This window comes from Ectopseudomonas composti, assembly GCF_900115475.1.
GTDB lineage: Bacteria > Pseudomonadota > Gammaproteobacteria > Pseudomonadales > Pseudomonadaceae > Aquipseudomonas > Aquipseudomonas composti.
In genome coordinates this window covers 79,922-106,169 of the sequence record NZ_FOWP01000004.1, presented here as the reverse complement: position 1 = coordinate 106,169, position 26,248 = coordinate 79,922, and the positions used below count along the sequence as shown (strand labels likewise).

Genomic DNA, 26,248 nt, shown 5'->3' with positions numbered 1-26,248 from the left:
TCAGCCGCGGACGATCACGGCAGCATCGGCGGCAGCCTTTTCGGCCGCCTTGTCGCGGATAAGCTTCTCCAGCTCGTCCACCAGATTTTCGTTGGTCAGCTTCGAGGCTGGTTTGCCGTCGATGTAGACCAGATTGTTCGGGCTACCACCGGTGAGGCCAATATGCGCCTCCTTGGCTTCGCCCGGGCCGTTGACCACGCAACCGATCACGGCCACATCCAGCGGCACCAGCAGATCTTCGACACGGCTTTCCAGCTCGTTCATGGTCTTGACCACATCGAAGTTCTGCCGCGAACAACTCGGGCAGGCGATGAAGTTGATGCCACGCGAACGCAAACGCAGGGATTTGAGGATGTCGAAGCCGACCTTGATCTCTTCCACCGGATCGGCAGCCAGGGAGATGCGGATGGTATCGCCAATCCCGTCGGCCAGCAGCATGCCCAACCCAACGGCAGACTTAACCGTACCGGAGCGCAGGCCACCGGCCTCGGTGATACCCAGGTGTAGCGGCTGCTCGATCTGCTTGGCCAACAGGCGGTAGGCCTCTACGGCCATGAACACGTCGGAGGCCTTCACGCTGACCTTGAAGTCGGGAAAATTCAGGCGATCCAGGTGTTCGACATGGCGCAGCGCGGACTCGACCAGTGCTTCGGGCGTCGGCTCACCGTACTTCTTCTGTAGGTCCTTCTCCAGCGAACCGGCATTGACGCCGATGCGGATCGGGATGCCCTTGTCACGCGCCGCCTCGACTACCGCCCTGACGCGGTCTTCACGACCAATATTGCCGGGGTTGATGCGCAGGCAGTCGACGCCCAGCTCAGCCACTCGCAGGGCGATCTGGTAGTCGAAGTGGATGTCAGCAACCAGCGGCACACGCACCTGCTGCTTGATTCGACCGAAGGCCTCGGCGGCATCCATGTCCGGCACGGAAACGCGCACGATGTCGGCACCGGCATCTTCCAGACGGCGAATCTGCGCCACGGTAGCGGCTACATCGTTGGTGTCGGTGTTGGTCATGCTCTGTACGGCAATCGGCGCATCGCCGCCCACCGGTACCGAGCCAACCCAGATCTTGCGCGACAGCCGGCGCTTGATCGGCGATTCGCAATGCATGCTTTACAACCCCAGTTTCAGGCGCGCGGTTTCGCCGGTCATGTGCGGCGCAATGTCCACGCTTTGGCCGTTGTAGGTCACCTGGGCGCCACGGGCAAAGCCCAGACGCAACTCCATCGGTGCTTTGCCAGTCAGTTCGATACGCTCTCCGCTGCGTTTGAGCGCACTGAGCAGAACCTTGCCATCGGCGTCGGTCACCTGTGTCCAGCAATCAGCAGTGAACTGCACATTGAGCGCACCCTGCCCGGCAGGAACAGCCACGGGGGCGACAGGCTCTGCAGCTGGTGCGCTAGCAGCGACTGCAGGCTCATTCGATACCGGAGCTGCCGGAGCCTCTGATGCACTTTCGGGCGCAGCACTTTGGGCGGCCGGTTGTTCTGCGGCAGTGGACTCTTCCGGAGCTTCGCCCGGCTCTACCGGCAACAACAGCGGGCTGCTCTGTTCGCTACCCTGGGCATCTACCACCGCCTGGTCTTCCGGCTCGGCGAGCGAATGCACCTGGGTGGTGCCATCGGCACCCTCCACTTCTACATGTTCCAATCCCAGGTCAGCCAGACTGGCACCGGGACGGCCCTGATCCTGCCACCAGAGAAAACCCGCGCCGATCAATGCCAGCAGCAGCAGGAAGCTCACCAAGCGCAGGATACTCTGCGAATAACGGACAGGTTCTTCGATACGGCCAAGAGCGTGCACACTGCTGCCAGTGGCATCGGTTCCTGTGAACTGGTCGAACTCCATCACCAGACGGCTCTGGTCCATCTCGAGAAGCTTGGCGTAGGCACGAATGTAACCACGGGCAAAGGTAGTGCCCGGCAGTTTGTCGAAAGCACCGGCCTCGATCTGAGAAAGACGCTGCGGAGTCAGATTGAGCTGAGTCGCCACCTCGGCGACGCTCCAACCCTTGATCTCCCGGGCCTGGCGCAGGCTTTCACCCGGATTGGTAGGCGTCGGCTGAGTCACTTCACTAGGTGCCGCTTTCATCGTTGCCCCGAAACAAATTGCTGATATTCCTGAGAAGCCGGATACAGACGTCGCAGTTGCAAGCCCAGGCTGGCAGCCCGATCACGGTCCTCGAACACCTCGGCAAGACGTGCACCGAGTAGCAGGCTGCGCGCGTTTTGCGGTGCCATTTCACTGAAGCTGTCGTAGTAACGACGCGCCGGCACATATTCTTTGTCCTCGTAGGACAATGCGGCCATTTCCAACAACGCGCGCGGCTGACGGCTGCTCAGACGCAGGGCACGCTGGAAGTATTCCTTGGCCTGCTCACGCTGACCGAGTTGCAAAGCTGTCATCCCGAGGTTCTCGAACACCCGCGAACGCTCTGGATAGAGGTTGTCTTCAGCGGCCTTGAGATAAGCGCTCATAGACTCGTCGTAGCGTTTCTGCTCAAACAGAAAACCACCGTAGTTGTTGAGCAGGCGAGCATCTTTCGGCCGCTGGGACAGCGCCTTGCGAAAATGCTCATCAGCCAGCTTCGGCTCCATCTCCAGTTGGAATGCCATGGCCAGTGCGGCATGCGCATCGGCGCTGGACGAGTCCAGATCGAGCGCACTCTTCAACGGCACCTTGGCGCGCTGAGTATCGCCCTGCTGGATATAGGCGAGGCCCAACTGAACATAGGCATCACGTGCCTCATCACGCCCTTTCGCCGTACGCATGGGGTCGACATCGCCGGTGGTCACACAACCGCCGAGCAGACTGGCAACTAGCAGCAATAACAGCGCAGGGCGCAAGGTCATAGGCATCCTCTCTTCAATTTCGATTGGCGGCAGCGTGAGGCTCTTGCGCCTCGTTGCCCAGCTGGCGCACGGCGATATAACGCTCGCTGCGCCGAGTACGGTCCATGACCTGGCCAACCAACTGACCGCAGGCGGCATCGATATCGTCACCGCGCGTCGTGCGTACCGTGACGTTATGGCCAGCCTTGTGCAACAGGTCCTGGAAGCGGCGAATAGCGTTATTGCTCGGCCGCTCGTACCCCGAGAAGGGGAAGGGATTAAACGGAATCAGGTTGATCTTGCAAGGCACATTGGCCAGAAGTGCGATCATCTGCTCAGCGTGCTCGGGCTGATCGTTGACGCCCTTGAGCAGAGTGTACTCGATGGTCAGCACACGCTTCTCACCCAATTTGGAGATATAGCGTTTGCAGGCGGCCAGCAGCATGTCCAGCGGATACTTCTTGTTGATCGGCACCAGCTGGTTGCGCAACTCGTCGTTGGGCGCATGTAGCGACAACGCCAGGGACACATCGATCACTTCGGCCAGCTTGTCGATCATCGGCACCACGCCGGAGGTGGACAGCGTCACCTTACGCTTGGAAATGCCGTAGCCCAGGTCGTCCATCATTATTTTCATGGCGGACACGACGTTGTCGAAGTTCAGAAGCGGCTCGCCCATGCCCATCATCACCACATTGGTGATGGCACGGTCGATCTTCGCCGGAACGCTGCCGAAGGATTTGCTGGCGATCCACACCTGGCCGATGATCTCGGCGCTGGTCAGGTCACTGTTGAACCCTTGCTTGCCCGTGGAGCAGAAGCTGCAGTCCAGGGCACAGCCCGCTTGCGAGGAAACGCACAGCGTGCCACGCCCACCTTGGGGGATGTACACGGTTTCCACGCAGCTGCCCGACGCCACACGCACCACCCACTTGCGCGTGCCGTCGGAAGAAATGTCTTCGCTGACCACTTCGGGCCCGCGAATATAGGCAGCGGCCTCGAGCTTCTCGCGCAAGGCCTTGCCGACGTTGGTCATGGCGGCGAAATCATCGACGCCAAAGTGGTGAATCCACTTCATTACCTGGCCGGCACGGAAGCGCTTCTCGCCAATGGACTCGAAGAACTGTTCCATTTCCGACTGAGTCAGGCCCAGCAGGTTGATCTTGCCGGTGGTATTGGTCATGGCTTCACCCTCGCTTCATTCGCCAATCAGCGAATGCGCGCGCACTGCTCGGTAGCGGAGAAGAAGTAAGCGATCTCGCGGGCAGCGGATGCTTCGGAATCCGAACCGTGAACAGCGTTTTCATCGATGGAAACGGCGAAGTCAGCACGGATGGTGCCGGCAGCAGCTTCTTTCGGGTTGGTAGCGCCCATCAGTTCACGGTTTTTCAGGACGGCGTCTTCGCCTTCCAGAACCTGAACGATGACCGGGCCGGAAGTCATGAAGGCTACCAGGTCCTTGAAGAAGCCACGCTCGCTGTGCTCAGCGTAGAAACCGGCGGCTTCGCGCTCGGACAGCTGCAGCATCTTCGAAGCGACAACGCGCAGGCCGGCCTTTTCGAAACGGGTGGTGATCTCACCAATGACGTTCTTGGCAACGGCGTCAGGCTTGATGATGGAGAAAGTACGTTGAACAGCCATGTGAAGCTCCAGAAACTTTAGGGTTAAAGCGAAAAATTAAACCCGCGAATTATACGCGGGTTCCGGTTAAAAGCGTAGGGCGAGCGCCGTAAGCGCCTGTTTCAGTCGAGCTCTTCGATCCAGGCGGCCTGTATCGCCTCCAGCACCTTCTCGCCCCCGCGCTGTGGGTCGTCGGAGAACTGCGGCAAGGACACGACCCAGCGGTGCAGATCGACGAAGTTCACGTAGCGCGGATCGACATCCGGCTTCTGCTCGCTCAGTTCGATGGCGATGTCCAGTACATCGGCCCACTTCAGACTCATGATCATGCTTCCCGGATCAGTGCGGCGCTTCAGCCGCGTGATTAAGCGAATACTTGGGAATCTCGACGGTGAGGTCCTCCTCACCAACGATGGCCTGACACGCCAGGCGCGAATGCGCCTCGAGCCCCCAGGCCTTGTCCAGGTAATCCTCTTCCAGCTCATCCGCTTCATTCAGCGAATCGAAACCTTCGCGCACGATACAGTGACAGGTGGTGCAGGCACACACGCCACCACAAGCGCTCTCCATCTCGATATGGTGCTCGTGCGCCAGCTCGAGAATGGAAATGCCAGGCTCGACCTCAACCACCAGGCCATCCGGGCAGAATCGCTCGTGAGGCAGAAAAATTACCTGCGGCATCAATTATTCCTCGATCTCATTCAGATTGCGCCCTGCCAGCGCGGCTTTTACCGTCGAATCCAGGCGACGGGCAGCAAAAGCATCGGTTACCTGGGACAGGCGCTTGGTCTGCCGCTCGATCGCCAGACCATCATTGCCTGCAAGCAAATCGCGCAACTCCACTACCTGCAGCTCGATAACCTCGCGCTCCTCGGCATCCAGCAAGCGGTCGCCATCGACCTGCAACGCCGCCTCGACCGCCTCGATCAGGCGCTGGCCATCGACCTGCTGCTCACGCAGCGCACGTGCCGCCTTGTCATCTCCGGCATTCTGGAAGGAGTCCTGCAGCATGCGTGCAATTTCGCCATCGGTCAGACCGTATGACGGCTTGACCTGAATGCTCGCCTCGACACCAGAACCCAGCTCACGAGCGGCAACGCTGAGCAGACCATCCGCATCGACCTGAAAGGTCACACGAATCTTCGCTGCACCCGCCACCATCGGCGGTATGCCGCGCAATTCGAAACGCGCCAGGGAACGGCAATCGGTGATCAGCTCACGTTCGCCCTGCAGCACGTGAATCATCATGGCCGTCTGGCCATCCTTGTAGGTCGTGAATTCCTGCGCACGCGCCACCGGGATGGTGGTGTTGCGCGGAATAACCCTCTCCATCAGCCCACCCATGGTTTCCAGGCCGAGCGACAGTGGAATCACGTCCAGCAGGAGCAATTCCTCACCATCAGCACGCTGATTACCAGCCAGCGCATCGGCCTGGATCGCAGCACCGATGGCCACCACCTGATCAGGGTCGATATTGGTCAGCGGCGCACGCCCGAACAACTCGCCAACAGCTTCGCGCACACGCGGTACACGCGTCGAGCCGCCCACCATGACCACCGCACCGACCTCTTCCAGATCGACACCGGAATCACGCACGGCACGGCGACAAGCTTTGAGGCTGCGCGCCACCATCGGCTCGATCAACGCCTCGAACTGTGCGCGCGACAACAAGCCCCGCCACTGACCGTGGCTCAGCTCGACACTATCGGTGTTTGTCAGCCCTTCCTTGGCCGCGCAGGCAGCCTGCAGCAAACTGCGCTGAGTCGCCGGGTCAAGATCGTTGGAAATACCGGCCTGCTGGATGATCCAATCGGCCACGGCATGATCGAAGTCATCGCCACCCAACGCGCTGTCGCCGCCAGTAGCCAACACCTCGAACACGCCGCCAGTCAGGCGCAGGATGGAAATATCGAAGGTGCCGCCGCCCAGGTCATAGATCGCGACCACGCCCTCGGCTTTCTGATCCAAGCCGTAGGCGACTGCGGCTGCAGTCGGCTCGTTCAGTAGACGCAAAACGGTGAGGCCGGCGAGACGCGCAGCATCCTTGGTAGCCTGACGCTGAGCATCATCAAAGTAAGCCGGGACAGTAATCACCGCACCAACCAGCTCACCACCCAGGACCTGCTCGGCGCGCATGCGCAGCGCTCTAAGAATTTCCGCCGACACCTCGACCGGGCTCTTCGCGCCCTGCACCGTCTCGATGAACGGCATGTGCGATTCACCTGCAGCAAAGCGGTAAGGCATTTGCTCGCCGAGTTGGTGCACGTCGGCGATGCCGCGCCCCATCAGACGCTTGACCGACAACACGGTATTGAGAGGATCGCTGGCGGCTGCCAGCTTGGCCGACTCGCCAACCTCGATGCTTGCGGCGTGATACCGCACGGCAGAAGGCAGGATAACCTTGCCATCAACGTCAGCCAGGGGCTCGGCCAGACCGCTGCGCACAGCAGCAACCAGCGAGTTGGTGGTACCCAGGTCGATACCCACTGCCAGACGACGCTGGTGCGGTTGCGGACTCTGTCCTGGCTCGGCGATCTGCAATAAGGCCATGGTCTTCTTGAAATCATCAGGCGGGCCGCCGAAGCGCCCCACAGGTTAATCGTCGAGGCGCTCTTCTAACTGGCGCACTTCATGAGAGAGCTTGTCGAGGAACTGCATACGGCGCATCAGGCGCTCGGCTTCTTCGCGGCGCGCTTCGTCGTCCCAGCATGCAGCGAAGCTCTCGTTGAGCTGCTCCTGTGCTGTTTTCAGGCGACGCTTGAAGGCCGCAACACCGGCGAGATCGGCGTCATCCTGCAGCTCCTCAAGCTCTTCGCGCAGCTGCATTTGCTGCAAGAGGAAGTCAGGATCCTGCACCGTCACTTCCAGCGGCAACTCGGGACCACGCATGGCCAATAGGTAGCGCGCACGCTGCGACGGGGTTTTCAGGACCTGATAGGCCTCATTGAGGCAGGCAGAACGCTCAAGCGCGAGGCGCTGCTCACGCTCGCCCGCATCAGCAAAACGATCCGGATGAACCTGGCGCGCCAGCTCACGATAACGGACGGCTAGTTGATCCAGGTCGAGACGAAAGCTCGGCTGCATATCGAACAGGGCGAAATGGCACGGATTACCCACGAGAACGCCTCAAACGTTGAAGCTCTCGCCGCAACCACATTCGCCGCGCACGTTAGGGTTATTGAACTTGAAGCCCTCGTTGAGACCTTCTTTGACGAAGTCCAATTCGGTGCCATCGAGATAGACCAGGCTCTTGGGATCGATGATCACCTTGACGCCATGGTTCTCGAACACCTGATCCTCCGCTGCCAGTTCATCGACGAACTCGAGCACGTAGGCCAGGCCGGAACAACCGGTAGTACGCACACCGAGGCGAATGCCCTCGCCCTTGCCGCGCCCCTCAAGGGAACGCTGCACGTGACGAGCTGCTGCTTCAGACATGGTGATGGCCATTACAAACCTCGTATCAGAGCAAGCCTTTCTTCTGCTTGTAGTCACGCACGGCAGCCTTGATGGCATCTTCGGCGAGTACAGAGCAGTGAATCTTCACTGGCGGCAATGCAAGTTCTTCGGCGAGCTGGGTGTTCTTGATGCTCTCGGCCTCATCCAGGGTCTTGCCCTTCATCCACTCGGTAGCGAGGGAGCTGGAGGCAATGGCCGAACCGCAACCATAGGTCTTAAACTTGGCGTCTTCGATCACGCCACTCTCGCTGACCTTGATCTGCAGGCGCATGACGTCACCACAGGCAGGCGCACCAACCATGCCGGTACCGACATCCGGATCTTCAGCGTTGAGCTTGCCGACGTTGCGCGGGTTTTCGTAGTGGTCGATGACCTTGTCACTGTAAGCCATGTTGTACTTCCTCTCTCATCAGGTGCCGCTCTTAAGGCGGAACGCCCATCGAGCGATCCGCCTCGGCAGCTATCAGTGTGCTGCCCATTCCACGGAGGAAATGTCGACACCTTCTTTGAACATATCCCACAGAGGCGACAGCTCACGCAGCTTGTCCACCGCCTCACGAACCTTAGCAGCGGCGTAGTCGACCTCTTCTTCAGTGGTGAAGCGACCGAAGGTAAAGCGAATCGAGCTATGCGCCAGCTCGTCATTGCGGCCCAAGGCGCGCAGCACGTAGGACGGCTCCAGGGAAGCCGAGGTGCAAGCCGAACCGGACGATACGGCGAGGTCCTTGAGCGCCATGATCAGCGACTCGCCCTCGACGTAGTTGAAACTCAGGTTGAGGTTGTGCGGTACGCGAGCAGTCAGGCTGCCGTTGACGTACAGCTCTTCCATATCTTCCAGCTGGCGGTAGAAGCGATCACGCAAGGCAGCGATACGCTGGTTCTCGGCCGCCATTTCTTCTTTGGCGATACGGAAGGCTTCACCCATGCCAACGCACTGGTGAGTGGCCAGGGTACCGGAACGCATGCCGCGCTCGTGGCCACCGCCGTGAGTCTGCGCTTCCAGACGCACGCGCGGCTTGCGGCGTACGTACAGAGCACCGACGCCCTTGGGACCGTAGGTCTTGTGTGCGGAGAAGGACATCAGATCGACCTTCAGCTTCTCCAGATCGATCTCGACCTTGCCAGTGGACTGCGCAGCATCAACATGCAGCAGCACACCGCGGGAGCGGGTCAGCTCACCGATGGCAGCGATATCGTTGACGGTGCCGATTTCGTTGTTGACGTGCATGATCGACACCAGCACGGTGTCTTCACGCAACGCAGCTTCGATCATGGCCGGTGTAATCAGGCCATCTTCGCCGGGCTCAAGGTAGGTCACTTCGAAGCCTTCGCGCTCAAGCTGGCGAGTGGTATCCAGTACCGCCTTGTGCTCGATCTTCGACGTGATGATGTGTTTGCCCTTACTGGTGTAGAAGTGCGCAACACCCTTGATCGCCAGGTTATTGGACTCCGTGGCACCACTGGTCCAGACGATCTCGCGCGGGTCGGCGCCCACCAGTTCAGCGACCTGACGGCGAGCATTTTCCACCGCTTCTTCAGCCTTCCAGCCAAACACGTGGGAGCGCGAAGCCGGGTTGCCGAAGTTGCCGTCGACCAGCAGGCATTCACTCATCTTCTGCGCTACACGCGGATCTACCGGCGTGGTCGCGGAATAATCGAGGTAAATGGGCAATTTCATTGGGTTTCTCCTATCAGGCAAACGCCCTGCTCACTCGATGGCAGACGCTTCAATCTTATCCAGGCGCGGCGTCCTGCCATTGCAGCGGCGCTGATCCTGGCGTAACGCGACCTCTTGAACCTCACGGCGAGCGACCAGATCGGCCAAGCTGATGCCACTGAGGAACTCATGAATCTGCTGACTGAGATCGCACCACAGGTGATGAGTCAGACAGGTATCGCCAGAGTGGCAATCGCCCTGCCCCTGGCAGCGCGTGGCATCTACCGACTCGTTGACCGCATCGATCACCTGAGCCACCTGAATGCCGCGCATGTCACGCGAAAGCTGATAGCCGCCACCCGGCCCTCGAACACTGGAAACCAGGCTGCCACGGCGCAGCTTGGCGAACAGTTGCTCGAGATAGGACAGGGAGATGCCCTGCCGCTCGGAAATGTCGGCCAGGGAAACGGGACCGTGCTGTGCGTGCAACGCCAGATCAAGCATGGCGGTAACGGCGTAACGGCCTTTGGTGGTCAGTCGCATGGCTCTACCACGAATCACTGAATTGCGACGAAGTATGCGATTCCCGAGTATTTAAGTCAACTATAAGACCTATTAATTTACTCAGGATTGACCGCAAAAAGAGGCGGCATTATAGCAAATGCCGCCTCTGCGCGCATCAGGCAGCAGGCTTGTCGCCCTGCCCCTTGCAGACCTCGGCGAAGTCCTCATCACGCAGGGCCGGCAGAGCCCTGGCACGATAGTCGCAGTCCATCGACGCCAAGGCCTTGCTCACATCCTCCAGACGACCATCCACCGCCTGCAGGTGGTCGAGCAGCTGACCAATGGCGCGCGCCACCGGGTCCGGCATGTCCTGACCGACACCGTAAGCATCGAAGCCGATCTTCTCGGCCATGGCCTGACGCTTGGCTTCCTGCTCATCGTCGGACTTGGCGATGATCTTGCCGGGAATACCGACTGCGGTCGCACCTGCCGGCACGGCCTTGGTCACCACCGCATTGGAGCCGATCTTGGCACCGGCGCCGACAGTGAATGGCCCAAGAACCTTGGCGCCAGCACCAACCACTACGCCGTCTTCCAGCGTCGGATGGCGCTTGCCCTTGTTCCAACTGGTGCCCCCCAGGGTCACACCCTGATAGAGCGTGACGTCATTGCCGATCTCGGCGGTCTCGCCAATGACGATGCCCATACCGTGATCGATGAAGAAGCGCCGCCCGATCTTCGCGCCCGGATGAATCTCTATACCGGTCATCCAGCGCCCAAAGTTGGACACCACGCGCGCCAGCCACTTCCAGCCCGAACGCCACAGAGCGTGCGCCACACGGTGCAGCCACACGGCATGCAACCCCGGATAGCAGGTCACCACCTCAAAGGCATTGCGCGCCGCCGGATCACGGTGAAAAACGCTTTGGATATCTTCTCGAATACGCTCAAACATCAGACTTCCCCTGCTTGTGAGGCTCTCCACGCACGGCCTTCTCTGTCTCGGTAAGGATGCCGCGCAGGATGTTCATCTCCAACTTGCTCACCGCACTACGCCCATAAAGCCGGCGCAGGCGAGTCATCAGGTGCCGCGGCTTCTGCGGATCGAGAAAACCGATCATTACCAGCACGCGCCGTAAATGACCGTAAAAGGACTCGAGCTCATCCGCTGTCGCCGCCTGGGAATTGAGCATCGCCGTGGCCTCCAGCTTCTCTACCTTGGTCGGCAGACTCGAAGCGGCCAGCCAGGCCATGCGCACTTCATAGGCCAGCACCTGCACCGCCGCCGCCAGGTTCAGCGAACTGAACTCGGGATTCGACGGGATATGCACGTGGTATTGACATCGCTGCAGCTCCTCATTGGTCAGCCCGGCGTATTCACGACCGAACACCAATGCCACTTCGCCGCCAGCAGCGGCCTGCTCGCAACTGGTTACACCGCACTCGCGCGGATCGAGCAAGGGCCAAGGAATTCGCCGATCACGCGCACTGGCACCTACCACCAGATTGCAACCGACCAGCGCCTCTTCCAGCGTATCGACCACCTGCGCAGCGTCCAGCACATCGGTCGCCCCGGAGGCACGGGCCACGGCATCCCCGCTCGGGAAATCTTCGGGAGCGACCAGCACCAGACGCGACAGGCCCATGTTTTTCATCGCCCGCGCGGCACCGCCGATATTGCCCGGATGACTGGTACCCACCAGAACGACGCGAATATTGTCCAGCAACGCAGACACTCTCAGAAACGACTAGGGGGCAACGATCTTACCCAAGCCCCAGCGTGATTGCCATGCGAGGTACAGACGGCGCTTCATCAACACCGGTTTTCTGCTAACATGGCCGGCTTTCTTTAACGCCCCAGGTGAACCTCCCATGCAGCCCATGCTGAATATCGCCCTGCGCGCCGCTCGCAGCGCCGGTGAAATGATCTTTCGCTCCATCGAGCGCCTGGATGTCATCTCGGTAGACGAGAAGGATGCCAAGGATTACGTCACCGAGGTCGACAAGGCCGCCGAGCTGATGATCGTCCAGGCCATTCGCAAGGCCTACCCGACCCACAGCTTCCTGGGGGAAGAAGGCGGCGTCCTGGAAGGCAGCGGCGATGGCGCCGACTACCAATGGATCATCGACCCACTGGACGGCACCACCAACTTCATTCGCGGCGTACCGCACTTCGCCATCAGCATCGCCTGTAAGTACCGCGGCCGCCTCGAACACGCCATCGTCCTGGATCCGGTTCGCCAGGAAGAGTTCACCGCCAGCCGTGGCCGTGGCGCCGCCCTCAACGGCCGCCGCCTGCGCGTCAGCAATCGCAAGAGCCTTGACGGCGCCCTGCTCGGCACCGGCTTCCCGTTCCGCGATGGTCAACTCGATCACCTAGACAACTACCTGAACATGTTCCGCAGCCTGACCGGGCAGACTGCCGGCATTCGCCGCGCAGGCGCCGCCAGCCTCGACCTGGCCTATGTGGCAGCCGGCCGCTTCGACGCGTTCTGGGAATTCGGCCTGTCCGAGTGGGACATGGCAGCTGGCGCCCTGCTGATTCAGGAAGCAGGCGGCCTGGTCAGCGACTTCAATGGCAGCCACGAATTCCTCGAGAAAGGCCAGATCGTTGCCGGCAACACCAAATGCTTCAAGGCCGTACTGACCGCAATCCAGCCACACCTGGCGCCCTCGATGAAGCGCTAAGCTTTTATCGAGCAATAAAAAAACGCCCCTCGGGGCGTTTTTTATTGCTCTGGATTCTTACTGGGCCTGCTGCACCAGTACCAGCTCACCTTGCTTATTGACCGGAATACGGCTACCCGGATCACGATCCATGCGCACGTTGCCGACCTTCTCACCCAACTGGTACTTCACGTCGTACCCAACCAGCTTCTCGCTGGTATCGGTCACGGTGTTGCAGCGGGTTTCGGTGGTGGTATAGGTGTCACGCTGCTGCATGCCTTCCTGAACCTTGTTGCCGGCATAACCGCCGCCAACTGCACCGGCTACTGTAGCGATCTTCTTGCCTGTGCCGCCGCCAATCTGGTTACCCAGCAGACCACCCGCGATGGCACCGATAGCGGTACCAGCGATCTGATGCTGATCCTGCACCGGACGCTGGCGAGTGACAGCCACGTCCTTGCACACTTCCCGCGGGGTTTTCACGGTTTCATTGATCGGGGTTACGGCCAGCACCTCGGCGTAGTCCGGACCACGATCAACCAGACTATAGGTGGCGACAGCGCCACCAGCGGTCACACCCACAGCACCCAGTACGGCACCTACCAACAGTGATTTATTCATTTTTGTGTCTCCTAGGCTCGGCGACTCGCGCCCTTCTCCCTGCCTAGGACAGTAAAAAGCCGCGACAAGTTCGACTTGTCACGGCTTTCGCTGTCTTTCTTGAAGCCTGTCACATCATCACGGGCGACCGTCGTCCGCCTCGGCCTCGGCCACCGGAGGAATCAGATCTTCGACGTTGAGCTTCAGCCACACCAGCACCGTAGCGCCGATATACACCGACGAATAGGTACCCACGACCACGCCGACCAGCAGGGTCAGCGCGAAGGCAGCCAGCACGTCACCGCCGAAGAACAGCAACGCCAGCAGCGCCAGCGCAGTGGACAGCGAGGTAGCGATGGTACGCAGAAGAGTCTGGGTGATCGAGATGTCGACGTTCTCGATCAGCGAGGTCTTGCGCAGTACCCGGAAGTTCTCGCGAATACGGTCGTAAATGATGATGGTGTCGTTGAGCGAGTAACCGATCATCGCCAGCACCGCCGCCAGCACCGTCAGGTCGAACGGAATCTGGAAAAACGCCAGTACGCCCAGAGTTATCACCACGTCGTGCACCAAGGACGCGATGGCACCGACACCGAACTTCCACTGAAAGCGGAAAGCCAGGTAAAGCATGATCCCGCCCAGTGCCAGGAGCATGGCAATACCACCCTGGTCACGCAGCTCCTCACCCACCTGCGGTCCCACGAACTCGACGCGCTTGACCTCGAAGCGCGCGGCCTCGTCGACCTTGCGTAGCGCAGCCGCGACCTCATTGCCCAGGTCAGGGGAATCACCAGCCAGACGCACCAGCACGTCGGTGCTGGCACCGAAGCTCTGCACCACGGCATCGGCATAGCCTGCCTGGCCCAACTCGGTCTTGATCAGATCAAGATTGGCCGACTGCTCATACTGCAGCTCGATCAGGGTGCCACCGGTGAAATCCAGACCGAAATTCAGCCCCTTGGAAAACAGCGCACCGAGGCCGATGAGCGTCAGCACGACCGTAATGGAGAAGGCGATATTGCGGATCGCCATGAAACGAATGGTTGACTTGATCATGGCTGCACCTCAGATCCACAGCTTCTTGAAGTTACGGCCACCGAAGATCAGGTTGACCAGGCCACGGGTGAACATGATGGCGGTGAACATCGACGTAATGATGCCCAGCGACAGCGTCACCGCGAAGCCCTTGACCGGACCGGTCCCCATGGCGAACAGGATGCCGCCCACCAACAAGGTGGTCAGGTTACTGTCCAGAATCGCCGAGTAGGCACGATCGAAACCCTCGTGGATCGCTCGCTGCACCGCCAGCCCCTTCGCCAATTCTTCGCGTATCCGCGAGAAAATCAGCACGTTGGCGTCGACCGCCATACCCAGAGTCAGCACGATACCTGCGATACCCGGCAGGGTCAGGGTCGCGCCAATGGCTGACATCAGACCGACCAGCAACACCAGGTTGAACGCCAGGGCAACGGTCGCCAGGACGCCAAAGAAGCGGTAGATGGCAATGATGAAGATGGCCACGAAGATCATCGCCCACTCGGTGGAAGCGATACCTTTGGCAATGTTCTCAGCCCCCAGGCTCGGGCCGATGGTGCGCTCTTCAGCGAAGTACATCGGCGCCGCCAGACCACCTGCACGCAGCAGCAGCGCAAGCTCGGACGACTCGCCTTGGCCGTTCAGACCGGTGATGCGGAATTGGCTACCCAGCGCAGACTGAATGGTCGCCAGGCTGATGATCTTCTTCTCCTCGACGAAGGAGGAAACAGCGACTTCCTGCTCGACGCCATCGACGTTCTGGCGCACGTAGCGGGTGACCGGCTTCTGCTCGATGAAGATCACCGCCATGCTGCGGCCAACGTTATTGCGCGTGGCGCGGTTCATCAGATCGCCGCCGTGGCCGTCGAGGCGAATGTTCACCTGCGGGCGACCATTCTCATCGAAGCTGGCCTGAGCGTCGGTCACCTGATCACCGGTGATGATCAGCTCACGCTCCAGCTGTACCGGCGGACGGCCTTCCTCGCGGAAGCCGAACGACTCGGTTGCACCGCGCGGCGCATCCAAGTCAGCCTGCAGACGGAACTCCAGGTTGGCGGTCTTGCCGAGAATACGCTTGGCTTCTGCAGTGTCCTGCACGCCCGGCAGCTCGACCACGATACGGTTGGCGCCCTGACGCTGCACCAGCGGCTCGGCCACACCCAGCTCGTTGACCCGGTTACGTACGGTGGTGAGGTTCTGGCGAATGGAGTACTCGCGAATCTCGGCGATCTTCGCCTGAGTCAAACCCAACTGCAGGATCTGCTGACCATTGCGCTCGACGGTGGTCAGTTCGAAATCGCTGTAGTCCTTGCGGATCAGGCGCTGCGCCTTGTCCAGCGTATCGCTGTCGGCAAAGCCGAGCTGAATCCGGCTGTTGCTTTCCGGCATGCTGCGGTAGCGAATACGTTCCTTGCGCAGCAGGCTCTTGATTTCACCTTCATAGACCTTGCGGCGCACATCCAGCGCCTTGTCCATGTCGACTTCCAGCAGGAAGTGCACACCACCGGACAGGTCCAGGCCGAGCTTCATTGGGCTCGCGCCCAGGCTACGCAGCCAATCGGGGGTGGTTTGCGCCAGGTTCAGCGCCACGACGTAATCATCGCCCAGTGCGCGACGGACGATGTCCTTGGCCGGCAACTGGTCATCTTGCTTGGTCAGACGGATCAGACCACCGCGGCCACGCTCGTCGATGCTGGCAGCCTTGACGGCAATACCGGCGTCCTGCAGCGCTTTGCTGGCACGGTCGACATCCGTCTGCTCGATGCTCAGTGCCGAACTGGCGCCACTGATCTGCACGGCAGGATCGTCTGGATAGAGGTTGGGAATGGAGTAAACCAGGCCGATTGCCAGAACGGACAGAATCAGCAGGTACTTCCACAGAGGGTATTTATTGAGCATGAACGAGCCGCCCGCTTATGACGCGGGGCGCTAAAAGCGCCCCGTCGAATGGAAACTAAGAACCGAATCAGATGGCTTTCAGCGTGCCCTTGGGCAGGGTGGCGGCGATGGCCTGCTTCTGGAATTTCAGCTCGACGGTGTCAGACACCTCGATCACCACGAAATCGTCAGCTACCTTGGACACCTTGCCAGCGATACCGCCGCTGGTGACCACTTCGTCGCCCTTCTGCAGGCCGCCGAGCAAGTTCTTGTGTTCCTTGGCGCGCTTGGCCTGCGGACGCCAGATCATCAGATAGAAGATGACCAGAAAGCCAATCAGGAAAACCCACTCGAAACCGCTGCCGGCAGGGCCAGCAGCCGCGGTATCAGCGTAGGCGGCGGGGATGAAAAAGCTCATGTAACACTCCTAATGGAAAGGATCTTGAATCGTTCAGGAATCAGTCAAGCGGCGGCACAGGCAGGCCACGCTTGGCATAGAAGGTTTCGACGAAGGCGGCCAATGTACCCTGTTGGATAGCCTCGCGCAAACCAGCCATAACCCGCTGATAATGCCGCAAGTTGTGGATGGTATTGAGCATGCTACCGAGCATTTCGCCGCACTTGTCCAGATGGTGCAGATAAGCGCGCGAGAAATGTTTGCAGGTGTAACAGTCACAGGTCGGGTCCAGCGGCGAATCATCGTGCTTGTGCACGGCGTTGCGGATCTTCACCACACCGGTGTCGACGAACAGGTGGCCGTTGCGCGCGTTTCGTGTCGGCATCACGCAGTCGAACATGTCCACGCCACGGCGCACGCCTTCGACCAGGTCTTCCGGCTTGCCTACGCCCATCAGGTAGCGCGGCTTGTCGGCCGGCATGTGCGGCGGCAGGAAATCCAGCACACGGATCATTTCTTCCTTCGGCTCACCCACCGACAAGCCGCCGATGGCCAGACCATCGAAGCCGATCTCGCAGAGCCCTTCGAGCGAGCGCATGCGCAGTTCTTCGTGCATGCCGCCTTGAACGATGCCGAACAACGCCGCGCTGCTCTCGCCATGCGCGGTCTTGGAGCGCTTGGCCCAACGCAGCGACAGCTCCATCGAACGCTTGGCCACGTCGAATTCGGCCGGGTACGGCGTGCACTCGTCGAAGATCATCACGATGTCCGAACCGAGGTCGCGCTGTACCTGCATCGACTCTTCCGGCCCCATGAACACCTTGGCGCCATCGACCGGCGAGGCGAAGTACACGCCCTCTTCCTTGATCTTGCGCATCGCGCCGAGGCTGAACACCTGAAAGCCGCCAGAATCGGTGAGGATCGGCCCCTGCCACTGCATGAAATCGTGCAGATCGCCGTGCCTCTTGATCACTTCCATGCCCGGACGCAGCCACAGGTGGAAGGTATTGCCGAGAATGATCTGCGCGCCGATCTCTTCGACGTCGCGCGGCAGCATGCCCTTGACCGTGCCATAGGTGCCCACCGGCATGAAGGCCGGTGTCTCAACCACACCACGCGGGAAGGTCAGGCGACCACGACGGGCCTTGCGGTCGGTAGCCAGCAACTCGAAGGACATGCGACAGGTGCGCGACATACTCAAACCTCGGGCCCGCGCGCGGCGGGATTGCGGGTGATGAACATGGCATCACCGTAACTGAAGAAGCGATAGCCCTGCGCCACGGCTTCGCGGTAGGCGGCCATGGTTTCGGGATAACCGGCAAAGGCCGACACCAGCATCAGCAGGGTCGACTCGGGCAGGTGGAAATTGGTCACCAGGGCATCGACCACATGAAACGGACGACCCGGGTAGATAAAGATATCGGTATCACCACTGAAGGGCTTCAGCTCACCGTCGCGCGCGGCGGTTTCCAGCGAACGCACGCTGGTGGTACCGACGGCGATCACCCGCCCACCGCGTGCACGACAAGCCGCCACGGCATCGACCACATCCTGGCCGACCTCCAGCCACTCGCTGTGCATGTGGTGATCTTCGATACGCTCGACACGCACGGGCTGGAAGGTGCCAGCACCGACGTGAAGCGTCACGAACACGGTCTCCACGCCCTTGGCACGGATCGCCGCCAGCAACTCGTCATCGAAGTGCAGGCCGGCAGTCGGCGCAGCAACGGCGCCGGCCTTCTGCGCGTAGACAGTCTGATAACGCTCGCGGTCCGCTTCATCGTCGGGCCTGTCTATATAAGGAGGCAGCGGCATATGCCCGACACGCTCCAGCAGAGGCAACACTAGCTCGGCAAAACGCAGCTCGAACAGCGTGTCGTGACGCGCGACCATCTCGGCCTCGCCGCCACCCTCGATGAGAATCTGCGAACCAGGCTTGGGCGACTTGCTCGAGCGCACATGAGCCAGCACGCGATACTGATCGAGTACACGCTCCACCAGCACTTCCAGCTTGCCGCCGGAGGCCTTCTGGCCGAACAGACGCGCCGGAATCACCCGAGTGTTGTTGAACACCATGAGATCACCAGGATGGAGCTGCTCCAGCACATCGGTGAACTGGCCGTGGCGCAGTTCACCGCTTGGGCCGTCGACTTGCAACAGGCGACTGGCACGACGCTCGGCCAGAGGGTGACGAGCGATCAGCGACTCGGGAAGGTCGAAGTGGAAATCGGCAACACGCATGATTCGGAGGGGGTATTTCTGCAGGGTGGCAAAGCTTACCGGATTTCCACCTGGCCGGCCACGTGAGCCTATGGCGCATACCTGGCGACGATACGCGCCAACGTACCATCGGCCTGCAAGGAGCGGATGGCGGCATTGAACGCCTCCAGCCGCCCAGCCAGATCCCGATGCAGGCGCAAGCGCAACTGAGAGCGATTGATCGTCGGTCCCTCCTCTACCGCCTTCCAGCGCGACACTTGCAATTGCGAACTCTCACGCTGCAGGTAGCGCCACTCCAGGCGATCCAGAATACCGGCCTCGCTGCGCCCCTGAGCCACCAGATAGATCAGCGCTCGCGCATCGGCACCATCGTTGCGCTGGAAATACTCACTGCCGGCGTAGCCGTATCCGCGCACCGTGGCGATCGAGCGACCACTAAGGTCCTGCAGGCGCTGATAGGAAAAGCGCTTGCCTGGCGCGAAGATCAGCATTTCCTCAGCCTGCAGCACTGGTACCGTCCAAACCGATACCTCGGTCTGCTCGGCATCGCTACGCCAACTTTCGCTCACGCAGCACTCGATCTGCAGATGCCCCTCACGGAACAGTTTCTGCGTACGCAGTGGCGGCAACGGATGACTGGCCTGCAACTGCTCAGGCAATCGCTGATCCAGCGCAAGCATGAACTCATGGAGAATGCCGCTGACGCGCGACTCGTCAACTATCCAGTACGGCGCCCAGCTCTCGTCGGTCACAGCGTAGGTCAGGGTTTGAGCCTGAGCCATAGGCACCAGCAACAGGCCTGCGACAAGCGCTCTGCACAATACGTTGATCACAGCCCCTCCCGCCGTTGGATTGCCTCGGCCAATTTTATATGCCGTATTCAGTACTTTTGATGATCGCCAGCGATTCTAGCTTTAGTCGCGCAATAAAAGCCGGATACCAGCAGCGCTGCCATTGGCCGTTAGTCCATGAACTGACCGACAACCAATCACACCACTCACACCGATTGACCGACGCAAGGTGCATCCCTATACTGCGCCGCCATCGTGCCCCGGTGGCGGAATCGGTAGACGCGGCGGATTCAAAATCCGTTTTCGAAAGGAGTGGGAGTTCGAGTCTCCCCCGGGGCACCACGATTCGAAGCCCGCAAGACATTGTGTCTTGCGGGCTTTTTCGTATGCGTGCGAACAACTTGAGCAATTGTTGCGAGCATGTTGCAGAAGAACTTTTCCAGCACCTCGATAACCCCCGCAAAACCTGGCCGGCGACCTTGTTGGCGGGGGTTGGCAATTGCGTAAAAGTTAGCGTAGAGTGAACCAACTGTTTGCATGGGTCGCTGTGAATCGTGACTCTGGTGCAGCAGATCATCTAGATCCGCTACATCCCGCTCGACTTCTATTACTCCTTGCAACCAGTCTCAGCCCTCTATACTTGGAGGCTGTCATCAACTCTAGTTTCAAGGAAAAAGACATGTCGAATCGTCAGAACGGTACCGTCAAGTGGTTTAACGACGAGAAAGGTTTTGGTTTTATCACTCCCGAAAGCGGTCCGGATCTGTTCGTGCACTTCCGCGCGATCGAAGGTAACGGCTTCAAGAGCCTGAAAGAAGGCCAGAAAGTCAGCTTCGTAGCTGTGCAAGGTCAAAAAGGCATGCAGGCTGACCAGGTTCAAGTCCTGGGCTAATCGCCGCTGCTTTGAAGAACCCCTGATTTCTATCAGGGGTTTTTTTTGCCTGTCATTCCTATATCCCGCCCCTCGCAGCGCCAGGTTACAGATGACACCTGCGCATTCTTATACCCGCGGTAAAGTCGCGGTTAGAATGGCGCGCACTTTCGTCACAGTGAGCCCATCATGCCGAAACACCAGCTACGCCCGCAGGGAGACTTCCCCACTGCCGGACTGATTCGTCGCCTGGCGGCCCTCTTCTACGATTTCCTACTCTGCGTGGCACTGATCATGGTGGTCACCCTGGTTTATCAGCAGGGCATTCTGCGCCTGATTCACGGCGGCGATGCGCTGATGGTCATGGCCGAAGCCGGCGCCCTGGATCATGACCCACTTCTGGCCAGCCTGGTGCTGCTGTCGCTGTTCGCCTTCTTCGCCAAGTTCTGGACGCACAATGGCCAGACCCTGGGCATGCAGGCCTGGGGACTGCGCATCCAGAACGCCGACGGCAGCGCCATCGACCTGTGGCAGGCATTGCTGCGTTTCGTGGTCGCCATCGGCTCCTGGCTGTTCGCTGGCCTGGGGTTCCTCTGGCTACTGTGGGACAAGCAGGGCCGCACCTGGCACGACATCTATTCCGACAGTCGCGTGGTGCAACTGCCAAAGAACATCCACAAGAAGTAACCCCGAGCAGATACAAAAAAGCCGGTTCAATGAACCGGCTTTTTCATGCCCGCGATCAACTCAACCCGCGCGGCGTAACAACCACACACCCGCCAGCGCGCAGATACCGGCCGGCACCAGCACCGCCAGCAGCGGCGAGAAACCGAACACCAGGCTGGATGGGCCCAGCAGGTCCTGGGCGATACGGAAGATGAAGCCCACCAGCACGCCGGTGAACACGCGCTGCCCCAGGGTCACCGAACGCAGCGGGCCGAAGATGAAGGAAATCGCCATCAATACCAGCGCGCCGGTTACCAGCGGTTGCAGGACCTTGGTCCAGAACGCCAGCCAGTAGCGGGCATTGTTCAGCCCCTGCTCACCCAGGTAATGGATGTACTGCCACAGCCCGGTGACCGAGAGCGCTTCGGGCTCCATCACCACGGTACCGAGCAGCTCCGGATTGAGCTCGATCTCCCAGCGCTCTTCCGGCTGCTTGATCACCTCGGAACGGTCCTCATGTAGCACGGTGGTCTGCACGTTGCGCAGCATCCAGTGGTTATCCCGGTATTCGGCGCGACGGGCGAAGCTGGCTGAAAGCAGGCGACGCTCGTCATCGAAGCGATAACGCGTTACCCCGAGCAGAATGCCATTGGGCTGCACGGCGTTGATATGGACGTACTCCTGGCCCTGGCGGTGCCACATGCCGCGCTTGGAGCTCTGCGCCGCACCACCACCCTGAGCCAGCGCGCGATCTGCCTGCGCCTGATTTTCGGTCAGCGGCGCGACGTATTCGCCGATCAGGATGCCGGCCAGCATCAGCACCAGCATGGGTTTCATCACCGCCCAGACGATGCGTCCGATAGACACCCCGGCAGCGCGCATGATGGTCAGCTCGCTGTTACTGGCCAGCGTACCGAGACCGATCAGGCAGCCGATCAGCGCGGCCATCGGCAGCATCTCGTAAGCACGACGCGGAGCGGTCAGCAATACGTACCAGAGCGCCTGACCAAGGCCGTAATCACCCTTGTTCAGGTCGCTAAGCTCATCGATGAAAGCGAACAGCAACGCCAGACCAAGGATGATGCCCAGCACCGCCAAAATGGCAAAGAACACCTGGGTGCCGATGTAGCGATCCAACTTAGCCATGAGCCACCTCCGACACCGGCGCACGACGACTGGCCCACCACAGACTCAGACGCTCCCAGTACAACAACAGCAGGCCGATGGCGAGGAAGATGCCGTGCACCCACCACAGCCCGAGCGCTGGCGGTAGGCGCCCCTTGTCCAGCGCGCCGCGTGCGGCGATCAGCAGCCCCAGGTAAGCCATATAGAGGAAGATTGCCGGCAACAGCTTGAGGAAGCGCCCCTGACGCGGGTTGACCTTCGACAGCGGCACGGCCAGCAAGGTTACGATGAACACCAGCAAGGGCAGTGACAGGCGCCATTGCAATTCGGCCTGCATGCGTGGGTCATCGCTGCCGAACAGCTCACGGGTCGGTGCCGCCTCGCGCTCACTGGCTTCGATGGCCACTTCAGGTTTGGGCAGCAGTACGCCATAGGTGTCGTACTGAATGGCACGATAGTCAGCTTCGCCCGGCTCGCCGTCATAGCGATAGCCATTTTCCAGAATCAGATAGCGGCTGCCATCTTCCTGAATTTCCTGACGACCACTCTCGGCTACCAGCACGGTAATACCGCGCTCCGAGCTGCCATCAGTGGAAAAGCGCTTCTCCGACATGAACACGCCACGCAGCTCGCTGCGATCAGGCGACAACTCCTGCGAATAGGTCACCCGCGAACCATCGCGAAGCGACTGGAAGCGCCCCGGCACCAGGGTATCGAGCTCGGTCAGGGCATCCTGCTCGTTGAGAATGCGTGCCACGCTGGCCACGCCTTGCGGCGCCAGACCAAGGCTCAACCAACCCACCAGCAGTGCGACGATCAACGCCGGCGCCATGCTGTAGACGGTGAGGCGCTGCTGACTGACGCCAGTGGCCGACAGCACGGTCATCTCGCTATCCAGGTACAGCCGGCCGTAGGCCAGCAGGAAACCGAGAAACAGACCGAGCGGCAGGATCAGCTGCAGGAAGCCGGGAATCCGGTAACCCATGATCAGAAACAGCACGCCAGGATCGAGCACACCCTGCGCAGCCTGGGCCAGGTATTTGATGAAACGACCACTCATGATGATCACCAGCAGCACGGCACTTACCGCACTGAGGGTCACCAGCACTTCGCGGGACAGATAACGGAAGACGATCAAACCGGACGCTCCAGGGTTGTCAGGCTCAGGCGCGAGCGCTCACACTAGCCGCACCTACTTGCCGGCCCACCGCAGGGTGGACCCTCGAAAAATGGCGGCCATTATCCGTCAAACCCGACTCTTTGTCTTGGGGACAGCTCACTATGGAATTCCTCGTCAAAAGTACCCGTGCGGAAACCCTGAAAACCGCCACCCTGGTCGTCAGCATTGGCGAAGGCCGTAAGCTCGGCGACGCCGCTACGGCCGTCGACCAGGCCAGCAACGGTGCACTCAGCGCCGTGCTCAAGCGTGGCGATATCACCGGTAAACCAGGCCAGACCCTGCTGCTGCATAGCCTGCCGGGGCTCAAGGCCGAGCGTGTACTGCTGGTGGGCTGCGGCAAGGGCGATCTATCCGACCGCCAACTGCGCAAGTTGGTTGCAAGCGTACATGGCGTGCTCAAGGGCCTGGGCGGCAGCGATGCCCTCCTTGCCCTGGGCGAACTCAAGGTCAAGAGCCGCGACACCTACGGCAAGACTCGCCTGATCGTAGAGACTCTGGCGGACGGCACCTACCTGTTCGAGCAGTTCAAGAGCCAGAAAGCCGACCCACGCGCCCTGAAGAAGATCACCCTGATCGTCGACAAGGCCGAGCTGGCCGATGCCGAGCGCGCCCTGCAGCATGCCCGCGCCATCGCTGCTGGCGTCGCCTTCACCAAGGACCTGGGCAACCTGCCGCCGAACCTCTGCCACCCCAGCTACCTGGCTGAAGAAGCCAAGGCCCTGGGCAAGGCGCACAAGAACCTCAAGGTCGACATTCTCGACGAGAAGAAACTCAAGGAGCTGGGCGCCGGCGCCTTCCTCGCCGTGGCCCAGGGCAGCGAGCAGCCGCCACGGATGATCGTCATGCACTACCAGGGCGGCAAGAAGGATGAAAAACCCTTCGCCCTGGTCGGCAAGGGCATCACCTTCGACACCGGCGGCATCAGCATCAAGCCGGCTGCCGGCATGGACGAGATGAAATACGACATGTGCGGCGCCGCCAGCGTGTTCGGCACGCTCAAGGCCGTGCTGGAGCTGCAACTGCCGATCAACCTGGTGTGCCTGCTGGCCTGCGCCGAAAACATGCCCAGCGGCCGCGCCACCCGCCCCGGCGACATCGTCACCACCATGAGCGGGCAGACCGTGGAGATCCTCAACACCGACGCCGAAGGCCGCCTGGTGCTTTGCGACACCCTGACCTATGCCGAGCGCTTCAAGCCGCAGGCGGTGATCGACATCGCCACCCTCACTGGCGCCTGCATCGTCGCCCTGGGCAGCAATGTTTCCGGCCTGATGGGCAACAACGACGCGCTGATCAAGCAGATCCTCAAGGCTGGCGAAAGCGCCGACGACCGCGCCTGGCAACTGCCGCTGTACGACGAGTACCAGGAGCAACTGGACAGCCCCTTCGCCGATATCGCCAACATCGGCGGGCCGAAGGCCGGCACTATCACCGCAGGCTGCTTCCTGTCGCGCTTTGCCAAGAACTTCCATTGGGCGCACTTGGATATCGCCGGCACTGCCTGGATCAGCGGCGGCAAGGACAAAGGCGGTACGGGCCGCCCGGTGCCGATGCTGACCCAGTACCTGCTGGATCGCGCCAAGGTCTGATGCCGCAACCGGGTCACGCCCTCGTAGGAGCGGATTCATCCGCGATAATTCGCGATGAAATCGCGGATGAATCTGCTCCTACAGAATCCGATACACCGCCATTCGCCTTTTATCGTCGAAACCACTGATGCCCAGAATCGAGTTCTACGTCCTTTCCTCCAGCGACGCCGCAGGGCGCTTGCGCGCTGCCTGCCAACTGGCACTGAAGGCCTGGAGCGCCGGCCTGCCGGTGTTCGTGCGCGGTAGCGACGAAGCGCAATGCGGCGAGCTCGACGAGATGCTCTGGCAGTTCAAGGCCGAACGATTCGTGCCCCATGATCTGCACCGCGACGCCCCACTGTCACCCGTGGCGCTGGGTATCGACGAAGTGCCGAGCACCGAGCAAGGCGTGCTGATCAACCTCGGCAGCAGCCTGTCGCCGCATGTCGAACGCTTTTCTCGGATCATCGAGATCGTCAATCAGCAGCCGGAACAGCTGAGCGCCTGTCGCGAGAATTTCCGTACCTATCGCCAGCGCGGGTATGATCCGCAACGCGTCGAACTTTAGTGTCCGTGCACGCTCACAACACAAGTCACTCCCGCCCAATTTCTCGCTGCGCCGATAATCATGGACACCCCCAAGCCGCCACAAAAACCTGCGCAGTTGCTGCACGACCTGGAGTCGATTCGCGAACTGCTGGGTGACGACAGCCACGAGCCACCGCTGCTGATCGATTCGCTCGATCCGGATAGCATTCCGGTGCTGTCCGATATCGTCAGCGCGCCGCCTGGTCCGCCGCCGCCCTTCCACACGCCGTCGTCACCCAAGCCTGCCGCCCCAGCGCAACCCGCCGCAAGCGCAGCCGCCCCGAGCCCGCTGCGCGAACGCATCGAGCCGCGCCTGCACGACAGCGCCCGCGATCTGCAGCACCTGAGTGGCGAGCTACGCGCCGCTGCGCAACTGATCCTGCAGGACGTGATCGACGATTTCGTGCCGCAGATCGAGGCCGAACTCAAGCGCCGCCTCGAAGCCCGCCTGCCGCGCCTGCTTCCGCCGCGCAAATAGACGAAGCCGCCCCAAGCTGCAGGAGCCCCACCTTGGGGCGAATGCTTGACACCCAAGATCAATCGCTGCGCCCCGAGCGGGGCTTTTGTGCATCTGCTCGCTGGCCAGCC

Annotated in this window: 30 protein-coding genes and 1 tRNA gene; 7 read left to right on the top strand and 24 right to left on the bottom strand. The window is 60.7% G+C overall.

Annotated features, from left to right (window positions below; translation table 11 throughout):
• From ispG to trmJ, 15 genes are all read right to left on the bottom strand, one after another.
• The gene (gene ispG, locus BM059_RS08955) at positions 1-1,113 is read right to left on the bottom strand and encodes a flavodoxin-dependent (E)-4-hydroxy-3-methylbut-2-enyl-diphosphate synthase (protein WP_037001956.1); all 1,113 of its coding nucleotides are present in this window, start codon (positions 1,111-1,113) and stop codon (positions 1-3) included.
• A gap of 3 nt (positions 1,114-1,116) precedes the next feature.
• Positions 1,117-2,094 (bottom strand): RodZ domain-containing protein, encoded by a 978-nt coding sequence (locus BM059_RS08950; protein ID WP_037001954.1) that lies wholly within the window; start codon positions 2,092-2,094, stop codon positions 1,117-1,119.
• Positions 2,091-2,855: a type IV pilus biogenesis/stability protein PilW gene (gene pilW / locus BM059_RS08945; protein ID WP_074938086.1), complete on the bottom strand. Its 765-nt coding sequence runs from the start codon at positions 2,853-2,855 to the stop codon at positions 2,091-2,093. The genes BM059_RS08950 and pilW overlap by 4 nt, the downstream gene beginning before the upstream one ends.
• Before the next feature lie 13 nt (positions 2,856-2,868).
• The gene (gene rlmN / locus BM059_RS08940) at positions 2,869-4,017 is read right to left on the bottom strand and encodes a dual-specificity RNA methyltransferase RlmN (RefSeq protein ID WP_037001952.1); all 1,149 of its coding nucleotides are present in this window, start codon (positions 4,015-4,017) and stop codon (positions 2,869-2,871) included.
• A 26-nt stretch (positions 4,018-4,043) separates the two neighbouring features.
• Positions 4,044-4,475, bottom strand: a complete 432-nt coding sequence (gene ndk, locus BM059_RS08935) for a nucleoside-diphosphate kinase (RefSeq protein WP_037001951.1) — start codon at positions 4,473-4,475, stop codon at positions 4,044-4,046.
• A gap of 101 nt (positions 4,476-4,576) precedes the next feature.
• Entirely contained in the window at positions 4,577-4,777 is a 201-nt protein-coding gene (iscX, locus tag BM059_RS08930; protein ID WP_037001993.1) for a Fe-S cluster assembly protein IscX, read from the bottom strand.
• Between the two features lie 16 nt (positions 4,778-4,793).
• Positions 4,794-5,135 carry an ISC system 2Fe-2S type ferredoxin gene (fdx, locus tag BM059_RS08925; protein ID WP_037001949.1) on the bottom strand — a complete coding sequence of 114 codons (342 nt, stop codon included), beginning with the start codon at positions 5,133-5,135 and terminating at the stop codon, positions 4,794-4,796.
• 3 nt (positions 5,136-5,138) lie between these two features.
• On the bottom strand, positions 5,139-7,004 hold the full coding sequence (gene hscA / locus BM059_RS08920) for a Fe-S protein assembly chaperone HscA (protein WP_074938471.1): 1,866 nt from the start codon (positions 7,002-7,004) through the stop codon (positions 5,139-5,141).
• A gap of 45 nt (positions 7,005-7,049) precedes the next feature.
• On the bottom strand, positions 7,050-7,571 hold the full coding sequence (hscB, locus tag BM059_RS08915) for a co-chaperone HscB (protein WP_037001948.1): 522 nt from the start codon (positions 7,569-7,571) through the stop codon (positions 7,050-7,052).
• 9 nt (positions 7,572-7,580) lie between these two features.
• Positions 7,581-7,904, bottom strand: coding sequence for an iron-sulfur cluster assembly protein IscA (gene iscA, locus BM059_RS08910; RefSeq protein WP_037001946.1), 324 nt, complete (start codon positions 7,902-7,904; stop codon positions 7,581-7,583).
• Between the two features lie 13 nt (positions 7,905-7,917).
• A complete protein-coding gene (gene iscU / locus BM059_RS08905) occupies positions 7,918-8,304 on the bottom strand; it encodes a Fe-S cluster assembly scaffold IscU (protein ID WP_017362576.1) in 387 nt (128 codons plus the stop codon).
• A 72-nt stretch (positions 8,305-8,376) separates the two neighbouring features.
• The gene (locus BM059_RS08900) at positions 8,377-9,591 is read right to left on the bottom strand and encodes an IscS subfamily cysteine desulfurase (RefSeq protein WP_037001945.1); all 1,215 of its coding nucleotides are present in this window, start codon (positions 9,589-9,591) and stop codon (positions 8,377-8,379) included.
• A gap of 30 nt (positions 9,592-9,621) precedes the next feature.
• Entirely contained in the window at positions 9,622-10,113 is a 492-nt protein-coding gene (gene iscR, locus BM059_RS08895; protein ID WP_037001944.1) for a Fe-S cluster assembly transcriptional regulator IscR, read from the bottom strand.
• A 136-nt stretch (positions 10,114-10,249) separates the two neighbouring features.
• Positions 10,250-11,029 (bottom strand): serine O-acetyltransferase, encoded by a 780-nt coding sequence (gene cysE, locus BM059_RS08890; RefSeq protein WP_037001943.1) that lies wholly within the window; start codon positions 11,027-11,029, stop codon positions 10,250-10,252.
• Positions 11,022-11,801 carry a tRNA (cytosine(32)/uridine(32)-2'-O)-methyltransferase TrmJ gene (gene trmJ, locus BM059_RS08885; protein WP_074938084.1) on the bottom strand — a complete coding sequence of 260 codons (780 nt, stop codon included), beginning with the start codon at positions 11,799-11,801 and terminating at the stop codon, positions 11,022-11,024. The genes cysE and trmJ overlap by 8 nt, the downstream gene beginning before the upstream one ends.
• 145 nt (positions 11,802-11,946) lie before the next feature.
• On the opposite strand from trmJ, the gene suhB reads away from it, so the two are divergent.
• Positions 11,947-12,762 (top strand): type III secretion system regulator SuhB, encoded by an 816-nt coding sequence (suhB, locus tag BM059_RS08880; protein WP_037001941.1) that lies wholly within the window; start codon positions 11,947-11,949, stop codon positions 12,760-12,762.
• A gap of 57 nt (positions 12,763-12,819) precedes the next feature.
• Here suhB and BM059_RS08875 read toward each other — a convergent pair whose 3' ends face one another.
• The 7 genes from BM059_RS08875 to BM059_RS08845 all read right to left on the bottom strand — a co-directional run bounded on the left by BM059_RS08875 (position 12,820) and on the right by BM059_RS08845 (position 19,653).
• Positions 12,820-13,362, bottom strand: coding sequence for a glycine zipper 2TM domain-containing protein (locus tag BM059_RS08875; RefSeq protein ID WP_037001940.1), 543 nt, complete (start codon positions 13,360-13,362; stop codon positions 12,820-12,822).
• A 117-nt stretch (positions 13,363-13,479) separates the two neighbouring features.
• Complete coding sequence (gene secF, locus BM059_RS08870) at positions 13,480-14,397, bottom strand: protein translocase subunit SecF (RefSeq protein ID WP_074938082.1); 918 nt, start codon at positions 14,395-14,397, stop codon at positions 13,480-13,482.
• 9 nt (positions 14,398-14,406) lie between these two features.
• Entirely contained in the window at positions 14,407-16,275 is a 1,869-nt protein-coding gene (gene secD / locus BM059_RS08865) for a protein translocase subunit SecD (protein WP_074938080.1), read from the bottom strand.
• Positions 16,276-16,342: 67 nt separating this feature from the next.
• Positions 16,343-16,672 carry a preprotein translocase subunit YajC gene (gene yajC, locus BM059_RS08860; RefSeq protein ID WP_037001935.1) on the bottom strand — a complete coding sequence of 110 codons (330 nt, stop codon included), beginning with the start codon at positions 16,670-16,672 and terminating at the stop codon, positions 16,343-16,345.
• A 40-nt stretch (positions 16,673-16,712) separates the two neighbouring features.
• Positions 16,713-17,828 (bottom strand): tRNA guanosine(34) transglycosylase Tgt, encoded by a 1,116-nt coding sequence (tgt, locus tag BM059_RS08855; RefSeq protein ID WP_139220726.1) that lies wholly within the window; start codon positions 17,826-17,828, stop codon positions 16,713-16,715.
• 20 nt (positions 17,829-17,848) lie between these two features.
• Complete coding sequence (queA, locus tag BM059_RS08850) at positions 17,849-18,892, bottom strand: tRNA preQ1(34) S-adenosylmethionine ribosyltransferase-isomerase QueA (RefSeq protein WP_074938076.1); 1,044 nt, start codon at positions 18,890-18,892, stop codon at positions 17,849-17,851.
• Positions 18,893-18,960: 68 nt separating this feature from the next.
• Positions 18,961-19,653 carry a substrate-binding periplasmic protein gene (locus BM059_RS08845; RefSeq protein WP_244154399.1) on the bottom strand — a complete coding sequence of 231 codons (693 nt, stop codon included), beginning with the start codon at positions 19,651-19,653 and terminating at the stop codon, positions 18,961-18,963.
• A 266-nt stretch (positions 19,654-19,919) separates the two neighbouring features.
• Here BM059_RS08845 and BM059_RS08840 point away from each other — a divergent pair.
• The 3 genes from BM059_RS08840 (at position 19,920) to BM059_RS08830 (ending at position 21,220) form a co-directional block, all read left to right on the top strand.
• Positions 19,920-20,004: transfer RNA gene (locus BM059_RS08840), tRNA-Leu, on the top strand.
• Positions 20,005-20,341: 337 nt separating this feature from the next.
• Positions 20,342-20,554, top strand: coding sequence for a cold-shock protein (locus tag BM059_RS08835; protein WP_003459665.1), 213 nt, complete (start codon positions 20,342-20,344; stop codon positions 20,552-20,554).
• A gap of 168 nt (positions 20,555-20,722) precedes the next feature.
• Positions 20,723-21,220: an RDD family protein gene (locus BM059_RS08830; protein WP_074938072.1), complete on the top strand. Its 498-nt coding sequence runs from the start codon at positions 20,723-20,725 to the stop codon at positions 21,218-21,220.
• A 60-nt stretch (positions 21,221-21,280) separates the two neighbouring features.
• On the opposite strand, the gene lptG is transcribed toward BM059_RS08830, so the two are convergent.
• Together lptG and lptF are read right to left on the bottom strand one after the other, a co-directional pair.
• Positions 21,281-22,345 (bottom strand): LPS export ABC transporter permease LptG, encoded by a 1,065-nt coding sequence (gene lptG / locus BM059_RS08825; protein ID WP_074938070.1) that lies wholly within the window; start codon positions 22,343-22,345, stop codon positions 21,281-21,283.
• Positions 22,338-23,462, bottom strand: coding sequence for an LPS export ABC transporter permease LptF (gene lptF, locus BM059_RS08820; RefSeq protein WP_037001924.1), 1,125 nt, complete (start codon positions 23,460-23,462; stop codon positions 22,338-22,340). The genes lptG and lptF overlap by 8 nt, the downstream gene beginning before the upstream one ends.
• Before the next feature lie 143 nt (positions 23,463-23,605).
• Here lptF and BM059_RS08815 point away from each other — a divergent pair, with 143 nt between their 5' ends.
• The 3 genes from BM059_RS08815 (at position 23,606) to BM059_RS08805 (ending at position 26,138) form a co-directional block, all read left to right on the top strand.
• Positions 23,606-25,093, top strand: a complete 1,488-nt coding sequence (locus tag BM059_RS08815) for a leucyl aminopeptidase (RefSeq protein WP_074938069.1) — start codon at positions 23,606-23,608, stop codon at positions 25,091-25,093.
• 127 nt (positions 25,094-25,220) lie between these two features.
• Positions 25,221-25,640 carry a DNA polymerase III subunit chi gene (locus BM059_RS08810; protein ID WP_037001922.1) on the top strand — a complete coding sequence of 140 codons (420 nt, stop codon included), beginning with the start codon at positions 25,221-25,223 and terminating at the stop codon, positions 25,638-25,640.
• A gap of 60 nt (positions 25,641-25,700) precedes the next feature.
• Positions 25,701-26,138, top strand: a complete 438-nt coding sequence (locus BM059_RS08805) for a hypothetical protein (protein ID WP_037001921.1) — start codon at positions 25,701-25,703, stop codon at positions 26,136-26,138.
• Positions 26,139-26,248 lie beyond the last annotated feature (110 nt).

What these genes read in the sequence shown, in the direction of transcription:
- ispG (WP_037001956.1), bottom strand. Translation starts at nt 1,113, where the DNA reads ATGCATTGCGAATCGCCGATCAAGCGCCGGCTGTCGCGCAAGATCTGG.
- BM059_RS08950 (WP_037001954.1), bottom strand. Translation starts at nt 2,094, where the DNA reads ATGAAAGCGGCACCTAGTGAAGTGACTCAGCCGACGCCTACCAATCCG.
- pilW (WP_074938086.1), bottom strand. Translation starts at nt 2,855, where the DNA reads ATGACCTTGCGCCCTGCGCTGTTATTGCTGCTAGTTGCCAGTCTGCTC.
- rlmN (WP_037001952.1), bottom strand. Translation starts at nt 4,017, where the DNA reads ATGACCAATACCACCGGCAAGATCAACCTGCTGGGCCTGACTCAGTCG.
- ndk (WP_037001951.1), bottom strand. Translation starts at nt 4,475, where the DNA reads ATGGCTGTTCAACGTACTTTCTCCATCATCAAGCCTGACGCCGTTGCC.
- iscX (WP_037001993.1), bottom strand. Translation starts at nt 4,777, where the DNA reads ATGAGTCTGAAGTGGGCCGATGTACTGGACATCGCCATCGAACTGAGC.
- fdx (WP_037001949.1), bottom strand. Translation starts at nt 5,135, where the DNA reads ATGCCGCAGGTAATTTTTCTGCCTCACGAGCGATTCTGCCCGGATGGC.
- hscA (WP_074938471.1), bottom strand. Translation starts at nt 7,004, where the DNA reads ATGGCCTTATTGCAGATCGCCGAGCCAGGACAGAGTCCGCAACCGCAC.
- iscA (WP_037001946.1), bottom strand. Translation starts at nt 7,904, where the DNA reads ATGGCCATCACCATGTCTGAAGCAGCAGCTCGTCACGTGCAGCGTTCC.
- iscU (WP_017362576.1), bottom strand. Translation starts at nt 8,304, where the DNA reads ATGGCTTACAGTGACAAGGTCATCGACCACTACGAAAACCCGCGCAAC.
- BM059_RS08900 (WP_037001945.1), bottom strand. Translation starts at nt 9,591, where the DNA reads ATGAAATTGCCCATTTACCTCGATTATTCCGCGACCACGCCGGTAGAT.
- iscR (WP_037001944.1), bottom strand. Translation starts at nt 10,113, where the DNA reads ATGCGACTGACCACCAAAGGCCGTTACGCCGTTACCGCCATGCTTGAT.
- cysE (WP_037001943.1), bottom strand. Translation starts at nt 11,029, where the DNA reads ATGTTTGAGCGTATTCGAGAAGATATCCAAAGCGTTTTTCACCGTGAT.
- suhB (WP_037001941.1), top strand. Translation starts at nt 11,947, where the DNA reads ATGCAGCCCATGCTGAATATCGCCCTGCGCGCCGCTCGCAGCGCCGGT.
- BM059_RS08875 (WP_037001940.1), bottom strand. Translation starts at nt 13,362, where the DNA reads ATGAATAAATCACTGTTGGTAGGTGCCGTACTGGGTGCTGTGGGTGTG.
- secF (WP_074938082.1), bottom strand. Translation starts at nt 14,397, where the DNA reads ATGATCAAGTCAACCATTCGTTTCATGGCGATCCGCAATATCGCCTTC.
- secD (WP_074938080.1), bottom strand. Translation starts at nt 16,275, where the DNA reads ATGCTCAATAAATACCCTCTGTGGAAGTACCTGCTGATTCTGTCCGTT.
- yajC (WP_037001935.1), bottom strand. Translation starts at nt 16,672, where the DNA reads ATGAGCTTTTTCATCCCCGCCGCCTACGCTGATACCGCGGCTGCTGGC.
- tgt (WP_139220726.1), bottom strand. Translation starts at nt 17,828, where the DNA reads ATGTCCTTCGAGTTGCTGGCTACCGACCGCAAGGCCCGTCGTGGTCGC.
- queA (WP_074938076.1), bottom strand. Translation starts at nt 18,892, where the DNA reads ATGCGTGTTGCCGATTTCCACTTCGACCTTCCCGAGTCGCTGATCGCT.
- BM059_RS08845 (WP_244154399.1), bottom strand. Translation starts at nt 19,653, where the DNA reads ATGGCTCAGGCTCAAACCCTGACCTACGCTGTGACCGACGAGAGCTGG.
- BM059_RS08835 (WP_003459665.1), top strand. Translation starts at nt 20,342, where the DNA reads ATGTCGAATCGTCAGAACGGTACCGTCAAGTGGTTTAACGACGAGAAA.
- BM059_RS08830 (WP_074938072.1), top strand. Translation starts at nt 20,723, where the DNA reads ATGCCGAAACACCAGCTACGCCCGCAGGGAGACTTCCCCACTGCCGGA.
- lptG (WP_074938070.1), bottom strand. Translation starts at nt 22,345, where the DNA reads ATGGCTAAGTTGGATCGCTACATCGGCACCCAGGTGTTCTTTGCCATT.
- BM059_RS08815 (WP_074938069.1), top strand. Translation starts at nt 23,606, where the DNA reads ATGGAATTCCTCGTCAAAAGTACCCGTGCGGAAACCCTGAAAACCGCC.
- BM059_RS08810 (WP_037001922.1), top strand. Translation starts at nt 25,221, where the DNA reads ATGCCCAGAATCGAGTTCTACGTCCTTTCCTCCAGCGACGCCGCAGGG.
- BM059_RS08805 (WP_037001921.1), top strand. Translation starts at nt 25,701, where the DNA reads ATGGACACCCCCAAGCCGCCACAAAAACCTGCGCAGTTGCTGCACGAC.